We start from the raw sequence: 20,857 nt of genomic DNA, 5'->3' as shown, positions 1-20,857 counted from the left end.
GGGCAATATCCAGGGAGGATCAAGCATTATGCAAATAACTGAAAGCAACCTTATCGACATCATGCCGAACGCCCGCTCCCAAGCGGGCGTTTTTGTTTCTGCGCTCAACAGTGCCATGGCTCGCCGCCATATCGACTCGCCCAAACGCGTCGCGGCGTTCCTCGCGCAAATCGGACACGAGTCGGGTCAATTGCGTTACGTGCGCGAACTGGGCAACAACCAATACCTGAGCAAATACGACACCGGCACGCTGGCGCTGCGCCTGGGCAACACGCCCGAGGCCGATGGCGATGGACAGAAATATCGCGGTCGCGGGCTGATTCAGATCACTGGCCGCAGTAACTATCGTCAGTGCAGCCTCGGATTGTTCGGCGATGATCGTTTGCTGTCCCTGCCCGAACTGCTCGAACAGCCACAATGGGCTGCCGAGTCCGCGGCATGGTTCTGGGAGCAGAACGGCTTGAATGAACTGGCCGATCGCGATCAGTTCAACACCATCACCCGGCGAATCAACGGCGGGTTGAACGGCTTGCAGGATCGCCTGGAAATCTGGGCGCGGGCGAGGGCAGTGCTATGCCAATCCCCTGGCGAGTGATCGGCATCTTATTGCTGGCCGCTGGTGCTTTTGCTGCGGCCTGGCAGTTTCAGGGGTGGCGCTACGAACGGCAATTGGCCGAGCAGGCCCGGTTAAACGCCGAAACCCTCAATCAACTGACGCAGACCGCCGCTGCAGCGCAGCAGGCCGAGCAGGATAAACGTCTGGCGTTGGAGCAGCGGCTCGCGGCCAGTGAACAAACCCATTACCGAGCGCTGAGCGATGCCCAACGTGATCAGGATCGCCTGCGCGATCGTCTTGCCACTGCTGATGTGCGCCTGTCAGTCCTTCTCGACGCCAGCGACGCTGCCCCAGGCTGCAACGTGCCAGCCACCGCCGGCGCCGGCAACGTGGATCATGCAACCGTACGCGCCCGACTTGACCCGGCGCATGCTCAACGAATTATCGCCATCACCGACACCGGCGACCGTGGACTGATCGCCTTGCAGGCGTGTCAGGCGTATGTCAGAGCGCTCGCGCCCGAACATTTTGAATGAGTCTGTGTATTGAAAGCGCAACCGGCTCGTGTACGGTGGAGGCATTCCACACGATCCGGAGCACGCCGTGAAAGAGATCACTCAACTGGCCGCCGACCTTGGCCGACGTCTGCAACTGCTCAATGCCCACGTCACCACCGCTGAGTCCTGTACCGGTGGCGGGATCGCCGAAGCCATCACGCGGATTCCGGGCAGTTCGGCGTGGTTCGAGGCGGGCTACGTCACGTATTCCAATCGACAAAAAAACCAGCAGTTGAATGTGCCAACCGAGTTGTTCGAAACGGTGGGCGCGGTCAGTCGCGAGGTGGTTGAAGCGATGGTGCGTGGTGCGCAGGACAAAAGCCTGGCGCGATTTGCCGTGGCGGTCAGCGGGGTGGCCGGGCCGGACGGTGGTTCACCGAACAAACCGGTGGGCACTGTGTGGCTGGCCTGGGGTGTTGGCGAAACGGTCACCAGTGAGGTTCAGCACTTCCCCGGCAACCGCGATGACGTCCGCCGACAAACGGTGAAGGCCGCGCTAGAGGGGCTCCTGCGACTAGCGGCACGAGAAATCGAAAATCAGGGGTAGGCGATCCGCGAACGCTGTGGAATAATACTGGCTACTTATACAGGTGTTGGCCGTCAGGCCTTATTGATTACGTGAGGACTTTAATGGACGACAACAAGAAGAAAGCCTTGGCTGCGGCCCTGGGTCAGATCGAACGTCAATTCGGCAAGGGTGCCGTGATGCGTATGGGCGATCAAGACCGTCAGGCGATCCCGGCTATCTCGACTGGCTCTCTGGGTCTGGACATCGCGCTCGGCATTGGCGGCCTGCCAAAAGGCCGTATCGTTGAAATCTACGGTCCTGAATCCTCCGGTAAAACCACACTGACCTTGTCCGTGATCGCCCAGGCTCAAAAAGCCGGCGCGACCTGCGCATTCGTCGACGCCGAACACGCCCTCGATCCTGAGTACGCCGGCAAGCTGGGCGTCAACGTCGACGACCTGCTGGTGTCGCAGCCGGACACCGGCGAACAGGCGCTGGAAATCACCGACATGCTGGTGCGCTCCAACGCCGTTGACGTGATCATCGTCGACTCCGTGGCAGCCTTGGTACCGAAGGCTGAAATCGAAGGCGAAATGGGTGACATGCACGTGGGCCTGCAAGCCCGTCTGATGTCCCAGGCGCTGCGTAAAATCACTGGTAACATCAAGAACGCCAACTGCCTGGTGATCTTCATCAACCAGATTCGTATGAAGATCGGCGTGATGTTCGGTAGCCCGGAAACCACCACCGGTGGTAACGCGCTGAAGTTCTATGCTTCGGTCCGTCTCGACATCCGCCGTACCGGCGCGGTGAAGGAAGGCGACGAAGTGGTCGGCAGCGAAACCCGCGTCAAGGTTGTGAAGAACAAGGTCGCTTCGCCGTTCCGTCAGGCCGAGTTCCAGATTCTTTACGGCAAAGGCATCTACCTCAACGGCGAGATGATCGACTTGGGCGTGCTCCACGGTTTCGTCGAGAAGTCCGGCGCCTGGTACGCCTACGAAGGCACCAAGATCGGTCAGGGCAAGGCCAACTCGGCCAAGTTCCTGGCAGACAACCCGGAAATCGCCGCGAAGCTCGAGAAGCAACTGCGTGACAAACTGCTGACGCCTGCAGTGATCGATTCCAAGGCTTCTGCAGTCAAAGAGACTGAAGACGACCTGGCCGACGCTGATATCTGATTGCAGCGATGACCACCGCCGTACTCGATACCCTCGTCGCTGTGCGGCGAACCGCCATGGACCTGCTCGCACGCCGCGAGCACGGTCGAGTCGAGCTGACGCGCAAACTGCGTCAGCGCGGCGCTGAAGCGGAGATGATCGAAACAGCCCTCGACCGTTTGACGGAAGAGGGGCTGCTTTCCGAAGCCCGTTACCTTGAAAGCTTTGTTTCCTACCGCGCCCGCTCCGGCTATGGCCCGCTGCGGATTCGTGAGGAACTGAGCCAGCGCGGTTTGCAGCGCGCCGATATCGAACTCGCCCTGCGCGAAAGCGGTATCAGCTGGCAGGAGCAACTTCAGGAAACCTGGCGCCGGAAGTTCTCCGGGCATTTACCGATTGATGCGAAAGAACGGGCCAAGCAAGGCCGGTTTCTGGCGTATCGGGGGTTCTCGATGGAGATGATCAACCGCTTGTTCAGCGGTCGCGGCATGGACGATTAAACCGCTTCAATAAAAACGGCCCGCTATGAAAATAGCGGGCCGTTTTTTTTTGCCTTCAAATTGCCTTTGACGGCTCGCGGCTGCGTTGCGCTGTTTGCGGTTTTGAATCGGCCCAGTTTTCCGGCAGATTGATGTAATCGATCAACTCCCTCAGACGCCCGTGCGTTCGGGCATTGAAAGCGAAGGCCAGTCGTGCCAAATGGCTGAACTGCGCTTCATCGTGTTCCTCGCCGGCGTAGGCGTGTTGATGAAACTGGTCACTCAGGCACAGATCGGCGAATGCTTCCTGCATGTGCGCCAACGCCTGATCGCTGAGCTTGTGATTCATACGAATCACGAATTGGCGCTTGAGCCAGCGGCTGGAGTGGAAGTTGCTGTAGAACTGGGCGATCTGTTCCACCGCTTCCTCAACGGAGTAAACCAGACGCATCAGTCTCATATCGGTCGGCAGGATGTAATGGTTTTCCTCCAGTTGCTGGCGAATGAAGTCCATCGCGCCTTGCCAGAATGTGCCGCCCGGCGCATCCAGCAGCACCACCGGCACCAATGGACTTTTCCCGGTCTGGATCAATGTCAGCACTTCCAGCGCTTCATCCAGCGTGCCGAAACCGCCCGGGCACAAGACCAGCGCGTCGGCTTCTTTGACGAAAAACAGTTTGCGCGTGAAGAAGAAGTGAAACGGCAACAGATTGCCGGTGCCGTCCACCGTAGGATTGGCATGCTGCTCGAAGGGCAGGGTGATGTTGAAGCCGAGACTGTGATCGCGGCCGGCACCTTCATGCGCGGCAGCCATGATGCCTCCCCCGGCGCCAGTGATGACCATCATCCCCGAGCGGGTCAACGCCGCGCCGAGTTCACGGGCCATCGCATACAGCGGATGCTCGACCGGCGTGCGCGCCGAACCGAATACCGTGACTTTGCGTCGGCCTTTGAACTGCTCCAGGACCCGAAACGCCTGCTCCAGTTCGCGCAGGGCTTGCAAGGTAATCTTGGCATTCCAGCGGTTATGGTCTTCCTGGGCCATGCGCAGCACGGTCAGGATCATGTCGCGGTAGATGGGGATATTCGGGCTGTTGGGTGAAACACGGTTGAGTTGTTCTTCGACCTTACTGATGAGGTCGGGACCGCTTTCCTGAAAATGACGGCTCAAGAGGTCATTCGGTTGGTAAGGCATTCAACGTCTCCTTCTGCACAGAGCGGATGGCCCTGACGAGCGGCGTCAGTGCCGCGCTGCAAAAAACACACGATCGGCAGTTCCTTGTCTGCCGTTGAAAAATGATCGGGAATACTCTGAATCTAGACCCTTGCGCGCATTTGCGCTGACTTGATCATTGCGCCGTAAAGTTTTGGCTGGCAATCGTTTGTTGATTTTCCGCGCGTTGCTTCACCGCTCGTCCGAACGTGCACCGAATGGCAAACCCTCTGATTAACTAACGTACAGGCGCCTTACGACAGCTTTAGGTCAATAACCGTACGCAAGGTGCACGCGATTCAAGGATTTGCGGGTGGCAAGGAGGCGGGACACATGGCCAGAGTGATTCTGGAGATCGATACGCAGTTGTATCGGATGTTGAAGGCATCAGCCGAGACCAATCAACTCAGTCTCGAAGAGGAGTGCTGCCGGCGGTTGGCGGGTGGCGAGCGTCGTTCGCACTATTTACAGGCTTTGCTGGCTGAACTGCGCGCCGAGGATGAACAGCGGCGCGCCAATTCGCGATAGTTACTTCTTCTTCGCCGGGGCGGCTTTCGGGCAATCCGATTCCTGATAGCTGGCGGAGCCGATCGCTTTGTTGGTTTTCACTTCCGTGAAGTCGTAACGCATGATCGCACCCTTGGCCATCAGCTTGCGGTACGACGGGTTGTTGCATACCGAGGCGCCCAACTGGAAATACACGGCTTTAGGGTCAGCGCGCATTTTGTCGGCGTGGCTCTTCTGTACGCTCAGGTGGTTGATCAACTGAGTGCCTTCAACGGTGTAGCCCTGATCAAGAATGTCTTCATTGATTGCCCGAGGCGTGCCGACGCTGCTCTGGGCGGCGACGTTGCGCAGCTCTCGGTTCAGATTCTGCTCACTCAGGGATGCAGCCTGAGCGGTGAAGGACGACGCCAGCAGAATGGCAGCGGTAGGAACGATAAGGCGCAGCATGAAACTCTCCTGATTCAGTGACTGGTGGTTCGACCAGCCCTGTGGCTGTGCGTTCAGTGGCGCCGGATTATAGGGGAGCCGGTCGGGACGGTACAGGTTTGCACTCGCCGCTCTGGTAAACTGCCGGCCTTTATAGCCTTGCCGAGTGCTGTGCGTGTCGAGTTTTCCTGCCGTAAGGCGTTGCCCGTGACCCATCATGCCCCCAACGCCGTAGCCCGCTTGCGCGATCAGCGCGAGGACGAGGGCATCAAGCCGATTCAGGCCCGTGGCTTTCGCTCCGAGCGTTGCCGCGACTGCCGGGTGATCATCAGCCATTGTTTGTGCGCCTGGCGTCCGAGTGTCGAAACCCGATCGGGCGTGTGCCTGATCATGACCGGCAAGGAAGTGTTCAAACCGAGCAACACCGGTTGGCTGATAGCCGACGTGGTGCGCGATAACCATGCGTTTATCTGGTCGCGTACCGAGCCTGATCCGCAGATGCTGGCGCTGCTCAATGATCCGCAATGGCAACCGTATCTGGTGTTTCCCGGCGAATACGTCGAGCCGTCGCGAGTGACCAATACTGTCGCGATCGATAGCAGCAAGCGCCCGTTGTTCATTCTGCTGGATGCGACCTGGACCGAGGCGCGGAAGATTTTCCGCAAGAGCCCGTATTTTGATCGCTTGCCGATTCTCAGTCTGCTGCCCGACAAACTCTCGCGTTACCGCTTGCGCCGTTCGACCCGCAGTGAGCACCTGTGCACCGCCGAAGTCGCGGCATTGTGCCTGGAACTGGCTGGTGACAGCGACGCCGCCTCTGCGCTGGACGCCTATTTTGACGTGTTCAGCCAGCATTATCTGGGCGCCAAACAGCAACTGGACATGAATGAGTCAACGCCGGCTCACGCCGAGTTGTTGCCCTATATACGAAAGCCGCAGCCGGAGTTGGCCCAATAGTGGCCCATACTGTACAAGCCAGCGGCCGTGCTGCTTGACCACCCCGTCTTCGCTGGGCATGCTTGGCGCCGATTGGGGTGCGGCCAAGGTTTGAAACGCCGTGTTTGCTGTTGATTGGCGTTGAACGTGCCCCTGTAGATACCGCTTTCAAGCGGCATCTTGAGTTGCTTTGGCCAGACCGGAATGCACCGGGTCTGCCATCAAAAACAGGATCATTTGAAAAATGGCCACATACGACATCCTGATTGCCGATGACCACCCATTGTTTCGTAGCGCCCTGCATCAAGCGGTGACGCTGGGCCTTGGCCCGGACGTCCGGCTGGTAGAAGTGGCGAGCATCGCCGAGCTGGAATCTCGCCTGACCGAAAAGGCTGACTGGGATCTGGTCCTGCTGGACCTGAACATGCCCGGCGCTTTCGGGTTTTCCGGTTTGGTCATGCTGCGCGGGCAGTACCCGCAGATTCCGGTGGTGATGGTTTCGGCGCAGGAAGAAGCGTCGGTGATGGTCAAATCCCGTGAGTTCGGCGCCAGTGGTTTTATCCCCAAGTCCAGCGACCTCAGCGTGATTCAGGAGGCCGTGCGCAAAGTGCTCGATGGCGATGTTTTCTGGCCGCCGCAGGCGTTCGAGGCAGTCGCCGTTTCCGATGAAGCCAAAGCCGCCAGCGATGGTCTCGCCAGCCTGACCCCGCAGCAGTTCCGCGTCTTGACCATGGTCTGCGAAGGCCTGCTGAACAAGCAGATTGCCTATGAGCTGAGTGTGTCGGAAGCGACCATCAAGGCCCACGTCACGGCGATCTTTCGCAAGCTGAATGTGCGCACTCGTACGCAAGCGGCTTTACTGCTGCAACAACTTGAGTCAATTCCGAGCCAATAAAGGCTGGCGTCTTCACGCTTTTTTGACTTTTGTTGCTCTAGCTTTCCCACTCCTTTTTGGTTGGTTTCTACTTTATGTCACCTTTCAAGGGCCAGACCGGCCTGAAACGCATCCTCAACGCCTCCGGTTACTCGCTGGACGGCCTGCGCGCAGCCTTCACCGGTGAAGCAGCCTTTCGCCAATTGGTACTGCTCAATGTGGTGCTGATTCCGCTGACGTTCTTCCTCAATGTCAGCCGCGTTGAGCAGGCACTGTTGATTGCCGTGTGCCTGCTGGCGCTGATCGTCGAGTTGCTGAATTCGGCTGTGGAAGCGGCCATCGACCGCATTTCGCTGGAGCTGCACCCGCTGTCGAAGAACGCCAAGGACATGGGCAGCGCCGCACAATTCGTCGCACTGAGCATGATTGCGCTGGTGTGGGCAGTGATTCTGCTTTAAGCGATTGTCGGCAACACGATCTCGTCGCTGCGCTGCACCCCGGCGGTGAAAGCGCGGCACAGCTCGAGAAATTCGCGCATGGCCGAAGTCTGGTACTTCTGCTTGTGCCAGATGAAGTAAAACTGTCGGGCCAGATCCAGGTCCGGCGTCTCCACCGGCACCAAGCTGCCGCGTCGGAACGCGTCACGCAGCGCCAGCCGCGAGATGCAGCCAATCCCCAGTCCTGATTCCACAGCGCGTTTGATCGCTTCGGTGTGTTCCAGCTCCAGACGAATATTCAGCGCACTGCGATGGTGACGCATGGCCTGATCGAAGGTCAGCCGCGTGCCGGAACCCTGTTCGCGCAGAATCCATGCCTCGTGCGTCAGCTCCTCCATGGTCGCCGTACCGCGTTGGGCCAGTGGATGCTGCGGCGCGCAGAACACCACCAGCTCATCTTCAACCCAGCTCTGCACTTCGATATCCGGGTGGCTGCAATCGCCTTCGATTAGACCCAGATCAATTTCGTAATGGGCGACTTGCTGCACGATATTGGCAGTGTTCTGCACGTGCAGCTTCACCTGACTTTCCGGGTGGCGTTGCATGAAACTGCCGATCAGCAGCGTCGCCAGGTAATTGCCGATGGTCAGCGTTGCGCCCACCGACAGCGAGCCGAAACCGGATTTGCCGTTGAGCAGGTCTTCGATTTCCTTGGCCTGATCGAGCAGCGCCACCGCTTGTGGCAACAGCTGTTTGCCGAGGGCGTTGAGGCTCAGCCGTTTGCCGGCGCGGTCGAACAGCTGGCAGCTGGATTGGCGCTCGAGCTCGGTGATCGAGGTGCTCGCGGCCGACTGCGAGAGGTTGAGCAGACCCGCAGCACGGGATACGCTTTCCTGCTGGGCGACGGCGACGAAGACTTGCAGTTGACGGAGAGTAAATCGCATATCGATATAACCGATAACCCTTATCTTAATAATCCAGTTAACAGATATTGTCGTCGCTATTAGAATGCGATGCAATTGCGCACCGTCGCCTTCAAAAGCCAGCGCAGACCCAATCTCCAGGAGTCAAACGTACATGAGCAACATGAACCACGAGCGTGTCCTCAGTGTTCATCACTGGAACGACACTCTGTTCAGCTTCAAGTGCACCCGCGATCCGGGTCTGCGCTTCGAGAACGGTCAGTTCGTGATGATCGGCCTGCAACAGCCCAACGGCCGCCCGCTTATGCGCGCTTACTCGATCGCCAGCCCGAATTGGGAAGAGCATCTGGAGTTCTTCAGCATCAAGGTGCAGGACGGCCCGCTGACTTCGCAACTGCAGCACTTGAAGGAAGGCGACGAGATCATCATCTCGAAGAAGCCTACCGGCACCCTGGTGCTGGACGACCTGAACCCGGGCAAGCACCTGTATCTGCTGAGCACCGGCACTGGCCTGGCGCCGTTCATGAGCGTCATTCAGGACCCGGAAACCTACGAGCGCTTTGAAAAAGTGATCCTGGTCCACGGCGTGCGTTACGTCAACGAAGTCGCCTACCGCGAATTCATCACCGAGCACCTGCCACAGAACGAGTTCTTCGGCGAAGCGCTGCGTGACAAGCTGATCTACTACCCGACCGTGACCCGCGAGCCTTTCGAGAATCAGGGCCGTCTGACCGACCTGATGCGCAGCGGCAAGCTGTTCAGCGACATCGGCCTGCCTCCGATCAACCCGCAGGACGACCGCGCGATGATCTGCGGCAGCCCGAGCATGCTCGACGAGACCAGCGAAGTGCTCGACAGCTTCGGCCTGAAGATCTCGGCGCGGATGCGCGAGCCGGGTGATTACCTGATCGAGCGTGCGTTCGTCGAGAAGTAAGCCCCACTGAAAAAGCCCCCATTGCCTTTGCAGGCAATGGGGGCTTTTTTATGCCCGAACATTTCCCTGTAGGAGCTGCCGCAGGCTGCGATCTTTTGATCTTGCTTTTGAAGAGCAAAATCAAAAGATCGCAGCCTGCGGCAGCTCCTACATTGGGCGCGGTTTCAGACCATGGCGGGAATGACTTCCAGCACGCGGATCTGCTCCGGTGTCGGGTAATGCCAGCGCACGTCCAGATCCCAGAACTGTGCGCCATATTCACGCTCAGGCACCGGGGTTTGATAGGCCGGGCGCGGATCCTGCGCCAGGCACTGTTCAATCAGCTCAACCAAGGGTTCGCCAAGGCGCTGAGCGTGTGTGTGCGCCTGTTTCAGTGCTGAGTCCGTCCACTGCACGTCAATCAGCTGCGGTGCTGCACTGGCGATGCTGTTGGAAGCTTCGGGAATGATGTCGGCGTAAGGCACGTAGGGTTTGATGTCGAGAATCGGCGTGCCGTCGAGCAAGTCGATCCCGGAGATGAACAGCCGATGGGCTTCGACCTTGTCCAGTTTCACCACTGACTGACCGATGCCGTTCGGCCGGTGAGTCGCGCGGGTGGCGAACACGCCCATGGACTTGTTGCCGCCCAGGCGCGGTGGGCGGACTTTCAGGCGCGGTTTGTCTTCCAGTGCCTGATGAAACAGGAACAACAGCCACACATGGCTGACCTGTTCCAGACCTTGCACGGCGTCACCCTGATCGAACGGCGCCACCAGTTCCAGCACGCCACGGGCGGCGGGGGCCAGTTGTGGCTGGCGCGGGATGGCGAATTTCTCCTTGAAGCAGGAGCGCACGAAGCCGATGGGGGAGACGCTGTAAGTCATGGTTTGCATTCGAAGCGGGGCAGGGTGGGCATGATAACCCGACAGCCCTCAAGTCTGGTGGTGGTCGGGCGGCCGCCATCGCTGGCAAGCCGGCTCCCACAGGGTTCTCGAGTGGCTACATAATCCAAGTACACCACAAAAACCTGTGGGAGCTGGCTTGCCAGCGAAGGCCGCACCGCCGATCTCAGAGACTGAACCCGCCATCCAGCGGAATAATATTCCCGGTCATATAAGCCCCAGCTGTACTCGCCAGACTGATCGCCAGCGCCGCCATCTCTTCCTCCCGCCCCCAACGCTTCATCGGAATCAAAGCCGTATCCTCAGCCAGCGCCTTCTCATCATTACCAATATGCTGAGTCATCTTGCTCGGAAACCGCCCCGGTGCGATCACATTGACGTTGATGTGCTGGCTCACCAGCTCCCGCGCCAGAATCCGCGACAATTGATGCAGGGCGGCTTTACTCGGCCCGTAGGCATACGCCTGCTCACCAAACGAAGAAATCCCCGCCACCGAACCAATGTTGATAATCCGCGCCGGATTCGCCGCTGAGCCAGCCTTGCGCAACAGCGGCAGAAATTGCTGGATGCAACTGAACACCGACGTCACGTTGAGCTGCATGACCTTCTCCCAGCCCTTGACCGGATAGCTCTCCAGCGGCGCGCCCCAAGTAGTGCCGGCGTTGTTCACCAGAATATCCAGATGCGTGATCTGCTCACCCAGGCGCGCGGCCAGCTCCTGTACGCCTTCTTCCGTCGCCAGATTCGCGGCGATGCCATGACATTTGCCCAGGGCACTGAGTTCTTCAGCCGTTTGATGGCAGGCTTCGGCATCGCGCGAGCAGACATAGACGCGGGCACCAGCCTCGACAAAGGCCTTGGCGATCATCTTGCCGATACCACGTGTGCCGCCGGTCACCAGAGCGGTGCGGCCTTGCAGGGAGAAATACGGGTGCATGGCGAGTCCTGAGGATTAGGGATCAGTACACCCTAGTCGTCAGCCGCACGAAGCGGAGCCATTATTTCTGGAGGGAATGAACAATCATGCGTTGCGGCGGCGACCATCAGTCGCCACCGCAGAAGGGGATCAGGCCGGGCGAACGCGCAGGGTCAGACCCTTGAGGAAGTTGCGCAGCAACTGGTCGCCGCACGGGCGATAGTTGGTGTGGCCAACCTTGCGGAACAGTGCGCTCAGCTCAGGCTTGGACACCGGGAACTCGGCAGCCTTGAGAATCGCGTGCATGTCGTCTTCTTTCAATTCGAAGGCCACGCGCAGTTTTTTCAGAATGATGTTGTTGGTCACCGGCACTTCGATCGGCTGCGGCGGACGGCTTTCGTCCTTGCCACGCTTGAAGATCACCAGACCGTCGAGGAAGTGCGCGATGACTTCGTCCGGGCAGCGCACGAAACCTTCTTCGTCTTCTTCTTTCTTGTCGAGCCAGGTCACCACGTCGGCGAGCGCGACTTCCATGCCGCCGAGTTTGATGATCTCGACAACCTTCTTGTCGCTGATGTCGAGCATGTAGCGCACGCTGCGCAATACGTCGTTATGAATCATGTGAGTCATCCTGATAAGCGTTGTGGGCAGCACGCGGGCGCGCTACCGGAATGTGTGGCGGCAGTGGAAGTCTTAGAACTTCTCTTTGCCGGACAGGTAGCGCCATTGGCCGACCGGGACTTTGCCGATCGAGACACCGCCGATACGGATGCGGCGGATGCCGATGACCTTCAGGCCGACCGCTTCGCAGAACTGGGCGATGATGCCGGGCTGCGGATTTTTCATGGCGAAACGCAGACGGTTTTCGTTCTGCCAGCTGGCCTTGACCGGCGGCAGCTCCTTGCCCTTGTGGGTCAGGCCGTGCTGCAAACGGTTGAGGCCGTGAGCGACCATGTCACCTTCGACCTCGACCACGTATTCCTGCTCGATCTTCGCGGCGTCGGCGGTGAGCTTGCGGAGGATTTTCCAGTCCTGAGTGAACACCAGCAGGCCGCTGGCCTTGGCTTGCAAGTCGGCGCTGGCGGTCAGGCGCAGGAAGTGCCCGCGCAACGGGCGCTTGCTGAAACGGTGCTCTTCGCTGAGGGTTTCGGCGCTGAGCGACTGCATGGCAGTCTCGACGTCCATACCGGCCGGCGCGTTGAGCAGGATGGTCACCGGCTCCGGTGCGGTGGCCTTGGCGTCCTTGTCGAGCTCGACCTTCTGGTCGCCGACCTTGAATTGCGGCTCGTCAATCACTTCGCCGTCCACGGTGACCCAGCCGCCCTCAATGAACAGCTCGGCCTCCCGGCGGGAGCAACCGACCAGTTCAATGAGGCGTTTGGAGAGGCGAATCGGGTCAGTCATGACAGGGCCGTAACAAAAAAGGGGTGGGCATTGTACCTGTGTGGCGCCGGTTAAGTCCGGTTCCATTTTCACGGTGTCCGTATTCCCTGTGGGAGCTGGCTTGCCAGCGATGGCATCACCTCGGTGCATCTGTCAGACCGAGGCGTCTGCATCGCTGGCAAGCCAGCTCCCACAGGGGGCCATGGTGTGTCAGCCGTTACTGGAGCGCTGCTGGTTCTGACGCAACCGCATATGCAGCAACGGATACGGCTGGCCCATGCCATCCACCTCCGAGCGGCCGATCACTTCAAAACCCTGCTTGAAGTAGAAGCCCAATGCCTGTGGGTTCTGTTCGTTGACGTCGAGTTCATCAGCATTCAGGTGCTGCATCGCGTAGTTGAGCAGTTTCTTGCCCAAGCCCTGACCGCGATGATCGGGGTCGATGAACAGCATTTCGATCTTGCCCGCCGCAACACCGGCAAACCCGGTGATGCGCTGATTGGCGTCTTTGGTGCAGATCAGCATCACCGCATCCAGATAACGGGTGAGCACCAGGTTGCGCAGCAGCTCGATATAGCTGTCCGGGAGAAAATCATGGGTCGCGCGGACCGAGGCCTCCCAGACCTGGGTCAGTTCCTGGTAATCGCTGAGTTTCGGTGTGTGGATGACCGAATGGTGACGCATGCCCGTCTGCCTCATGTCCGTTTCAAGGGAGTCCGTCCCCCGCTAAACGATAGCCGTAAAAAAGCCCCGCATCTCGTAAAAAGAGCGGGGCTTTCCGTATTTATTGCGGTGTCTGGCTGGCTATTTCTGTCGCCAGCAAGATCTCTCCCCCTCACCCCAACCCTCTCCCCCAGAGGGGGCGAGGGGGAAGGGAGCTGATCTTCGTGCTGTTCAAAACCTGAGTTCGACTCGATATTTCAAGTCGCCGTCATTCTGAAGAGCACCTCGATCAGTCCCCTCTCCCCCAGAGAGGGCGAGGGGGAAGGGAGCTGAACTTCGTGCTTTTCAAACCTGAGTTCGACCGGATAGCTCAGGTCGATGTACCTCGAAAGAACAACACGGTCAGCCCCCTCTCCCTCTGGGAGAGGGCTGGGCGGGCGGCGTTCCGATGAGGGGCTTTTGATCTTCAGATCAGATCTGCTCTGCCCACAGGTCATATTCGTCAGCGTCAGTCACCTTGCACCAGACCTTGTCACCCGGCTTCAAATTGCTGCCGTTATCAATAAACACGTTACCGTCGATTTCCGGGGCATCGAAGAAGCAGCGGCCAACAGCGCCTTGCTCATCAACTTCGTCGACCAGCACTTCGATTTCACGGCCGATGCGCATTTGCAGGCGTGCCGAGCTGATCGCTTGCTGGTGCGCCATGAAGCGATCCCAACGATCCTGCTTGACCTCGTCCGGTACGATCTCCAGATCCAGATCATTGGCTGGCGCGCCGTCTACCGGCGAGTACTGGAAACAGCCGACGCGGTCGAGCTGGGCTTCGGTCAGCCAGTTGAGCAGGTACTGGAAGTCTTCTTCGGTTTCGCCCGGGAAGCCGACGATGAAAGTCGAACGGATGATCAGGTCCGGGCAGATTTCGCGCCAGTTCTTGATCCGCGCCAGTGTCTTGTCTTCGAAGGCCGGGCGTTTCATCGACTTCAACACTTTCGGGCTGGCGTGCTGGAACGGGATGTCCAGGTACGGCAGGATCTTGCCGGCGGCCATCAGCGGGATCAGCTCGTCGACGTGCGGGTACGGGTAAACGTAGTGCAGACGGACCCAGACGCCGAGGGTGCTCAGCGCTTCGCAGAGTTCGGTCATGCGGGTTTTCACCGGCGCGCCGTTCCAGAAACCGGTGCGGTATTTCACATCTACGCCGTAAGCGCTGGTGTCTTGCGAAATGACCAGCAACTCTTTAACGCCGGATTTGACCAGGCGCTGAGCTTCGTCCAACACATCACCGACCGGACGGCTGACCAGTTTGCCGCGCATCGACGGGATGATGCAGAAGGAGCAGCTGTGGTTGCAGCCTTCGGAAATCTTCAGGTAGGCGTAGTGGCGCGGGGTCAGCTTGATGCCTTGCGGCGGCACCAGGTCGATCAGCGGGTTGTGATCTTTACGCGGCGGCACCACTTCGTGCACAGCATTGACCACTTGCTCGTACTGCTGCGGACCGGTCACGGCCAGCACGCTCGGGTGCACGTTGCGGATGTTGCCTTCTTCCACGCCCATGCAACCGGTGACGATCACCTTGCCGTTTTCCTTGATCGCTTCGCCGATCACTTCCAGCGACTCAGCCTTGGCCGAATCGATGAAACCGCAGGTGTTGACGACTACAACGTCGGCGTCCTGATAGGTGGACACCACGTCATAGCCTTCCATGCGCAGCTGGGTCAGGATGCGCTCGGAGTCGACCAGTGCTTTCGGGCAACCCAGAGATACAAAGCCAACCTTTGGATTGGCCGGCGCAGGAGTGGTGGACATGTCTAACCTCGGTATTTTGTGACATCGCTTTCTTGGTGCGAAAGCCGACGGACGGGCGCTTAGGGCGCGCCTCTGATCAAAAAGTGCGCAATTCTAGCGGCGGGCAACGCACTTGACCAGCTTTATGCAGGGAAATACGACGAGTGCTGCGCTATGCTTCGCGCCGTTGAGCTTTACCAATTTTTTACAGTCAACAAAACGTCTGTAACAACAGGTAAAACAGCGCATGCTGCACCACAAAGCATAGTGCTTCATTCAAGAAGCCGGTTCTGAGAAGTAGGAGTGTTGGATGGGTCAGGCAAGTAGTCATGCGGCAGGCGCCGAGGGTTCGGCCTCCAAGCCGCTGAGCATGCTGGTCGCGGCGGTCGGGGTGGTTTACGGCGACATCGGCACGAGCCCGCTGTACACCCTCAAAGAAGTGTTTTCCGGCGCTTACGGCGTATCGGTCAATCACGATGGCGTGCTGGGTATTCTGTCGTTGATCTTCTGGTCGCTGATCTGGGTCGTGTCGATCAAATACATGATGTTCGTGCTGCGCGCCGACAACCAGGGCGAGGGCGGCATCATGGCGCTCACCGCACTGGCACGGCGGGCGGCGGGGCATCGCAAGAAGCTGCGCTCGTTGCTGGTGGTGTGCGGACTGATCGGCGCGGCGCTGTTTTATGGCGACAGCATGATCACCCCGGCGATTTCCGTACTGTCGGCGATTGAAGGTCTGGGGCTGGCGTTTGATGGTATCGACCATTGGGTCGTGCCGTTGTCGCTGGTGGTGCTGGTGGCGCTGTTTCTGATTCAGAAACACGGTACGGCGCGGATCGGCATTCTGTTCGGGCCGATCATGGTCACCTGGTTCCTCGTCCTCGGCGCCCTCGGTGTGTATGGCATCAGCCACGCGCCAGAAGTGTTACATGCGATGAACCCGATCTGGGCGGTGAATTTCTTCGTCGTTCATCCGGGCATGGGCGTAGCGATTCTCGGTGCCGTAGTGCTGGCGCTGACCGGTGCCGAAGCGCTGTACGCCGACATGGGCCACTTTGGCCGCAAGCCGATTGCCCGCGCGTGGTTCATCCTGGTGTTGCCGGCGCTGGTGCTCAACTACTTCGGGCAGGGCGCTTTGTTGCTGGAAAACCCGGAAGCGGCGCGTAACCCGTTCTATCTGCTGGCGCCGAGCTGGGCGCTGATTCCACTGGTCGGTCTGTCGACGCTGGCCACGGTGATTGCCTCGCAAGCGGTGATTTCCGGTGCATTTTCCCTGACCCGTCAGGCGATCCAGCTCGGTTACATCCCGCGCATGTACATCCAGCACACTTCCAGCGACGAGCAAGGCCAGATCTATATCGGCGCGGTGAACTGGGCGCTGATGGTCGGCGTGGTCCTGTTGGTGCTCGGTTTCGAATCCTCTGGCGCACTGGCCTCGGCCTATGGCGTGGCGGTGACGGGCACTATGCTGATGACCACCATTCTGGTGTCGGCAGTGATGCTGCTGCTGTGGAAATGGCCGCCGATCCTCGCGGTGCCGGTGCTGATCGGCTTCCTGCTGGTGGATGGTCTGTACTTCGCCGCCAACGTGCCGAAGATCGTTCAGGGCGGTGCCTTCCCGGTGATCGCCGGTATCGCGCTGTTTGTGCTGATGACCACCTGGAAACGCGGTAAGCAGTTGCTCGTCGATCGCCTCGACGAAGGCGCACTGCCGCTGCCGATCTTCATCAGCAGCATCCGCGTGCAACCACCGCACCGCGTGCAGGGCACCGCCGTGTTCCTCACCGCGCGCTCCGACGCCGTGCCCCACGCGCTGTTGCACAACCTGCTGCACAACCAGGTACTGCATGAGCAAGTGGTGTTGCTGACGGTGGTCTACGAAGACATCCCGCGTGTGCCGCCATCGCGGCGCTTCGAAGTGGAAGCCCACGGGGAGGGTTTCTTCCGGGTGATCCTGCACTTCGGCTTCACCGACGAACCGGACGTGCCGCAAGCGCTGAAGCTGTGTCATTTGGATGATCTGGACTTCAGCCCGATGCGTACCACGTACTTCCTCAGTCGCGAAACGGTGATTGCTTCGAAGCTGGAAGGCATGGCGCGTTGGCGTGAGGCGTTGTTTGCGTTCATGTTGAAGAATGCCAATGGGAACTTGAGGTTCTTTAATTTGCCGTTGAACCGGGTGATTGAACTCGGCACGCAGGTAGAAATGTAAGCCTCGCTTCAACTGAAAAGCCCCCGTCAGCCTTGTGGCTGGCGGGGGCTTTTTTGTGTCCGCTGATAAACCTCAAATCCACCACAAATCCCCTGTGGGAGCTGGCTTGCCAGCGATGAGGCTGGCACATTCAGAATCAATGTCGACTGAATCACCGCCATCGCTGGCAAGCCAGCTCCCACAAGGTTATGAGGTGGGTTCAGCCAGTTCGGTTTCGGATTCAGTCTTCGTCCGCGCAGGTCGTGGCATCAGCGCTTGGATCACGTCATCAATCAAGGCTTTGCCCATCACCGTCAGGTAATGCGCGGCCCAGGCATGGCGGTCGGTGTCTTTGATGAAGGCAGCATCCTCGGCGAAGGATTTTGCGAGGGATAGCAGGTCGGAGGATTGGGACAAGGCATCGATGATCGGGATGCCGGAGCGGACGTTGAAGAACGCTTGATCCGAGTTGTAGAGGAAAGGGGTGAAGCCGATGGTTTTAAGATCAGATGGATTGTTCATTGTCAGTTCCCTTGATTTCGAGAGCTGCCGCATCCGATACCAAGCGAATGGGTGGCAGCTGTGCGCAGGTTGGTAAACCGGGGAATCAAGGAAACCGGCACGCCCGTAAGCGTCCCACGCACAGCTGCCATAACATAGAGGCTCGGACGGGAAACGCCTGAGTCGTGTCGGGTGCGCTGTTGCGCCTTATTCCACCGGGTTACCAAGCCCGATCGCTGAATGGGTCAGCGACGTCCGGAGAGTATCCCGTCGAAAAACAGCGTAATAGAGCGGCACAGCGCCCCAACAAGAGTTTCGGAGTTTGCCTACAAGGTCCGTGGGCGTCATCTGATATTGCGAGACTGGAAGTAAACGATACTAAACGTCTGACACGAACCGACGTGTGCAAAGCATTCAGGTACGTATGACAGCATCAGCGCAACAAGAAGCACAGGATGAACCGAAGGACCTTCGGCTCGAAAAGAAGGCCAGTGAACGATTGCTCATCTTTGATCTGGCCCAAGCAATCAGCCATGAAGATATGCGGGCAAGGTATGCAGCGATTAGTGATCGACCCAAGGGCTTGACGACCCGACCTCGTCAGTGAGACAAGTGTCCACGTTTTATGGAATGTGGACACTTGAGGTTTTGAGCTAAATGAAGAGTCAAGACATTTTACTTTTGTTCAAAATGGCCAGTCTCCACGCTCAGGAAGAGAACCTCTTGGGGGAGATGGAGGCCGAATCAAATTCGGACAGGGTCGAAGAGCTGCTCAGGCCCTATGTCGTCAGCCGAATGACCGCAGGGGAGGGTGTGGGGAAGCCATTGGTTACCTATTCCACTGATGGGGAAGACACAGTCTTCCAGCGCCGCGAATTCGATTCGCCTTTCGCTGATGGGCCAGGCTGGGAGGGATGGGCGGAACCAGCATCTGATCCACCGCTGACAAGTTGGAGCGATCGCTACTCTCTGCGTGCGCTGTCTGCCTCTCTCGGACTGAGCAAAAGCGAAGTCTCAAATGCTCTCGCCCGGTGCCGGGAATCTGGATTGCTCATTCATGATTACGACACCGGGCTTGCCAAAGTGCACCGCCGGGAACTGCTGAAAATTACCGAGCACGCGCTGAAGTACTTCTTCCCGGTCAAGCCTGGCGCGATGGTTCGTGGCATACCCACAGGTTTTGCAGCGCCTGCGCTGTCCAAAAGCATCAAGAGTGCGGGTGGTTTGATTCCGGTCTGGCCGGATGCGCAGGGAACCGAGCGAGGTCAAGCGATCGAGCCGCTTTACAAAACAGTGCCGGAAGCGGTGAAAAAAGACCGGATCCTTTACCACTATCTGGCGCTCGCTGATGCAATCCGTCTGGGTGGTCCGCGTGAGTGTGGTGTGGCAATCAGTATTCTGAAGGCAGGAATGGGGCTGAAATAACATGTCGTCAAACGCGGATCACAACTACGAGCTCATTGAGTTCGTGGCTGAAGGCTTGGGCGAGGCGTTTCTCGCCGAAGTTGCTTTTGTTGGCGGTTGCACAACCGCCATGCTGGTTACAGATACAGCAGTGCTGGACGACATTCGTTTCACTGATGACGTTGATCTAGTGATCGAGTTGGCCGGTATCAGCGCCTGGAACCAACTCACTGAACGGCTGGCTGCCAAGGGATTCAAGATCACCGGTGAGGACGAGGTCAATTGTCGTTTTCGCTTCAATGACGTTGTTGTGGATGTCATGCCTTCCGACCCTGCAGTGCTCGGCTATGCCAACCGCTGGTTCGTCGAGGGGCTGGCGAGGGCGGATAAATTCACCCTACCCAGCGGCACTGTCATCCAGATATTCCAGCCCACATATTTTCTCGCGACGAAACTGGAAGCTTTCGCCGGTCGGGGAAATGGTGATCCTTATCACAAGGATGTCGAGGACATGATCATCTTGATCGATGGTCGGCCTGAGCTGTTGGAGGAGGTGGGCCAAGCTGACAAGGACCTCAAGGCGTTCATCACAGAGGGAGTCCAGAAGCTGATGGCGCTCGATGGGGTTGGCTACGTGATCGAAAGTTCAGGCTCGGTGCAGGCGAATCCGGGCAGAGGGCAGATTATTCACAGGCGTATGAAAGCGCTGGCCAACGCATGAGATAACACTCCCGATCAATCACTGGGCAAGCCAGCAGGGCAAATAATGACTATGCCGGAGCGACCTGTAATGTTGACAGTGGGTTTTTTGTTGTCGCGGATGGCACTTCCAGGCGCGGCAGTGGACAGCTGGCTGAAAGCTTCGTAAGCGGCATGTTGGCGGCTCATTCCACACAGATGGAGCAGGGGGGCTATCCTGCAGACCCCGCAGCTGTTGAGCGTCTATTGGGTTCAATACTGTCGGATTTTCATGCGTCGTTGCCTGCTGATCAGGCGGGAGCCATCTGTTAGCTGATTGGCTTGGTAGCTCATGGCCGACTCGCCGTTGCGTACGAAGGTGACTGTTCATGCGGGATTGTGCCGCTGGCGGGAGCCATCGAGTGGATTACGCCACCTCACTGCAAGGCCAATTGGCGGCGCGACCGTTCGCACTGTGAATTGGCACAAGACCCGGCGCGAAATTCGGTAACACGATGCTTGAAGATCAATCGGGTCCCGAACCCTGACTTTGTTTGTTGTGCACTGGACGCTGTTGAGCGCTTGGTGTTTGTCACTGATGGCTTTTGGGCGGACTTGACGCAAGTGCAGCAAAGCAGTTTGTTGGCGGCGCGGGATAGCTACTTTAGCGTTGGCGACGATGATGTCACGTGGATAGATGTCCAGCTTGGCCAGCGAGACTGACGGGTTGTCTGAATCCAGCCCAATACCCCTGTGGGAGCGAGCCTGCTCGCGAAGACGTAGTGTCAGTCGACGAATCTGTAAACTGACCCACCGCTTTCGCGAGCAGGCTCGCTTGTATGGTAGGACTTGAAGGGAGGAGGAGGGACAAGGCTCGATTCTGACTGTTGACGCAGCACAGACCGTGGGAGATTTCGCCCCTCCTCCTTTCACCCAAGCGCCGAT

General features: G+C 58.6%; 23 protein-coding genes. 13 read left to right on the top strand and 10 right to left on the bottom strand.

What is annotated here, in order from left to right; genetic code table 11:
- The first annotated feature begins 28 nt into the window (after positions 1–28).
- The 5 genes from CKW38_RS08570 to recX all read left to right on the top strand — a co-directional run bounded on the left by CKW38_RS08570 (position 29) and on the right by recX (position 3,278).
- Positions 29–595, top strand: coding sequence for a glycoside hydrolase family 19 protein (locus tag CKW38_RS08570; protein WP_095112460.1), 567 nt, complete (start codon positions 29–31; stop codon positions 593–595).
- Positions 574–1,092: a lysis system i-spanin subunit Rz gene (locus CKW38_RS08565; protein ID WP_007908749.1), complete on the top strand. Its 519-nt coding sequence runs from the start codon at positions 574–576 to the stop codon at positions 1,090–1,092. Before CKW38_RS08570 ends, CKW38_RS08565 begins: the two co-directional genes overlap by 22 nt.
- Before the next feature lie 67 nt (positions 1,093–1,159).
- Positions 1,160–1,660, top strand: coding sequence for a CinA family protein (locus tag CKW38_RS08560; RefSeq protein ID WP_095112458.1), 501 nt, complete (start codon positions 1,160–1,162; stop codon positions 1,658–1,660).
- An 83-nt stretch (positions 1,661–1,743) separates the two neighbouring features.
- Positions 1,744–2,799, top strand: coding sequence for a recombinase RecA (gene recA / locus CKW38_RS08555; RefSeq protein WP_007908746.1), 1,056 nt, complete (start codon positions 1,744–1,746; stop codon positions 2,797–2,799).
- Positions 2,800–2,807: 8 nt separating this feature from the next.
- A complete protein-coding gene (gene recX / locus CKW38_RS08550; protein WP_095112456.1) occupies positions 2,808–3,278 on the top strand; it encodes a recombination regulator RecX in 471 nt (156 codons plus the stop codon).
- Between the two features lie 55 nt (positions 3,279–3,333).
- Here recX and CKW38_RS08545 read toward each other — a convergent pair whose 3' ends face one another.
- Complete coding sequence (locus tag CKW38_RS08545; RefSeq protein ID WP_095112454.1) at positions 3,334–4,452, bottom strand: TIGR00730 family Rossman fold protein; 1,119 nt, start codon at positions 4,450–4,452, stop codon at positions 3,334–3,336.
- A gap of 351 nt (positions 4,453–4,803) precedes the next feature.
- On the opposite strand from CKW38_RS08545, the gene CKW38_RS08540 reads away from it, so the two are divergent.
- On the top strand, positions 4,804–4,998 hold the full coding sequence (locus CKW38_RS08540) for a hypothetical protein (protein WP_007908740.1): 195 nt from the start codon (positions 4,804–4,806) through the stop codon (positions 4,996–4,998).
- Here CKW38_RS08540 and CKW38_RS08535 read toward each other — a convergent pair whose 3' ends face one another.
- The gene (locus tag CKW38_RS08535) at positions 4,999–5,424 is read right to left on the bottom strand and encodes a PA3611 family quorum-sensing-regulated virulence factor (protein ID WP_007908738.1); all 426 of its coding nucleotides are present in this window, start codon (positions 5,422–5,424) and stop codon (positions 4,999–5,001) included.
- 186 nt (positions 5,425–5,610) lie between these two features.
- Here CKW38_RS08535 and CKW38_RS08530 point away from each other — a divergent pair, with 186 nt between their 5' ends.
- The 3 genes from CKW38_RS08530 (at position 5,611) to CKW38_RS08520 (ending at position 7,671) form a co-directional block, all read left to right on the top strand.
- The gene (locus tag CKW38_RS08530; RefSeq protein WP_007908736.1) at positions 5,611–6,360 is read left to right on the top strand and encodes a tRNA-uridine aminocarboxypropyltransferase; all 750 of its coding nucleotides are present in this window, start codon (positions 5,611–5,613) and stop codon (positions 6,358–6,360) included.
- Between the two features lie 223 nt (positions 6,361–6,583).
- On the top strand, positions 6,584–7,234 hold the full coding sequence (gene erdR / locus CKW38_RS08525; RefSeq protein WP_007908734.1) for a response regulator transcription factor ErdR: 651 nt from the start codon (positions 6,584–6,586) through the stop codon (positions 7,232–7,234).
- Positions 7,235–7,308: 74 nt separating this feature from the next.
- Positions 7,309–7,671 carry a diacylglycerol kinase gene (locus CKW38_RS08520; RefSeq protein ID WP_003222276.1) on the top strand — a complete coding sequence of 121 codons (363 nt, stop codon included), beginning with the start codon at positions 7,309–7,311 and terminating at the stop codon, positions 7,669–7,671.
- On the opposite strand, the gene CKW38_RS08515 is transcribed toward CKW38_RS08520, so the two are convergent.
- A complete protein-coding gene (locus CKW38_RS08515) occupies positions 7,668–8,594 on the bottom strand; it encodes a LysR family transcriptional regulator (protein WP_007908725.1) in 927 nt (308 codons plus the stop codon). The two genes, CKW38_RS08520 and CKW38_RS08515, sit on opposite strands and share 4 nt — an antisense overlap.
- Before the next feature lie 133 nt (positions 8,595–8,727).
- Here CKW38_RS08515 and fpr point away from each other — a divergent pair, with 133 nt between their 5' ends.
- Positions 8,728–9,507, top strand: coding sequence for a ferredoxin-NADP reductase (gene fpr, locus CKW38_RS08510; RefSeq protein ID WP_007908723.1), 780 nt, complete (start codon positions 8,728–8,730; stop codon positions 9,505–9,507).
- A gap of 164 nt (positions 9,508–9,671) precedes the next feature.
- Here fpr and tsaA read toward each other — a convergent pair whose 3' ends face one another.
- The 6 genes from tsaA to rimO all read right to left on the bottom strand — a co-directional run bounded on the left by tsaA (position 9,672) and on the right by rimO (position 15,159).
- Complete coding sequence (tsaA, locus tag CKW38_RS08505) at positions 9,672–10,379, bottom strand: tRNA (N6-threonylcarbamoyladenosine(37)-N6)-methyltransferase TrmO (protein WP_095112453.1); 708 nt, start codon at positions 10,377–10,379, stop codon at positions 9,672–9,674.
- A 175-nt stretch (positions 10,380–10,554) separates the two neighbouring features.
- The gene (locus tag CKW38_RS08500; protein ID WP_007908720.1) at positions 10,555–11,325 is read right to left on the bottom strand and encodes an SDR family oxidoreductase; all 771 of its coding nucleotides are present in this window, start codon (positions 11,323–11,325) and stop codon (positions 10,555–10,557) included.
- 129 nt (positions 11,326–11,454) lie between these two features.
- Positions 11,455–11,925, bottom strand: coding sequence for a DUF1456 family protein (locus CKW38_RS08495; RefSeq protein ID WP_007908719.1), 471 nt, complete (start codon positions 11,923–11,925; stop codon positions 11,455–11,457).
- Between the two features lie 72 nt (positions 11,926–11,997).
- Positions 11,998–12,708 (bottom strand): rRNA pseudouridine synthase, encoded by a 711-nt coding sequence (locus CKW38_RS08490; protein ID WP_042704893.1) that lies wholly within the window; start codon positions 12,706–12,708, stop codon positions 11,998–12,000.
- A gap of 189 nt (positions 12,709–12,897) precedes the next feature.
- On the bottom strand, positions 12,898–13,371 hold the full coding sequence (locus CKW38_RS08485; protein WP_007908717.1) for a GNAT family N-acetyltransferase: 474 nt from the start codon (positions 13,369–13,371) through the stop codon (positions 12,898–12,900).
- Positions 13,372–13,821: 450 nt separating this feature from the next.
- Positions 13,822–15,159 (bottom strand): 30S ribosomal protein S12 methylthiotransferase RimO, encoded by a 1,338-nt coding sequence (rimO, locus tag CKW38_RS08480; protein WP_095112452.1) that lies wholly within the window; start codon positions 15,157–15,159, stop codon positions 13,822–13,824.
- A gap of 349 nt (positions 15,160–15,508) precedes the next feature.
- Between rimO and CKW38_RS08475 the strand changes: the two genes are divergently transcribed.
- Complete coding sequence (locus tag CKW38_RS08475) at positions 15,509–17,350, top strand: potassium transporter Kup (protein ID WP_371857960.1); 1,842 nt, start codon at positions 15,509–15,511, stop codon at positions 17,348–17,350.
- Positions 17,351–17,536: 186 nt separating this feature from the next.
- On the opposite strand, the gene CKW38_RS08470 is transcribed toward CKW38_RS08475, so the two are convergent.
- Positions 17,537–17,851 carry a DUF3077 domain-containing protein gene (locus CKW38_RS08470; protein ID WP_095112449.1) on the bottom strand — a complete coding sequence of 105 codons (315 nt, stop codon included), beginning with the start codon at positions 17,849–17,851 and terminating at the stop codon, positions 17,537–17,539.
- Between the two features lie 636 nt (positions 17,852–18,487).
- Between CKW38_RS08470 and CKW38_RS08460 the strand changes: the two genes are divergently transcribed.
- Together CKW38_RS08460 and CKW38_RS08455 are read left to right on the top strand one after the other, a co-directional pair.
- Positions 18,488–19,255 (top strand): MarR family transcriptional regulator, encoded by a 768-nt coding sequence (locus tag CKW38_RS08460; protein ID WP_095112447.1) that lies wholly within the window; start codon positions 18,488–18,490, stop codon positions 19,253–19,255.
- Position 19,256: 1 nt separating this feature from the next.
- Entirely contained in the window at positions 19,257–19,955 is a 699-nt protein-coding gene (locus CKW38_RS08455; RefSeq protein WP_095112445.1) for a hypothetical protein, read from the top strand.
- Positions 19,956–20,857 lie beyond the last annotated feature (902 nt).

It is taken from the genome of Pseudomonas sp. Irchel 3H7 (genome assembly GCF_900187605.1).
Taxonomy (GTDB): Bacteria; Pseudomonadota; Gammaproteobacteria; order Pseudomonadales; family Pseudomonadaceae; genus Aquipseudomonas.
The sequence above is the reverse complement of the archived record's forward strand: the minus strand, read 5'-3'. Positions and strand labels throughout refer to the sequence as shown.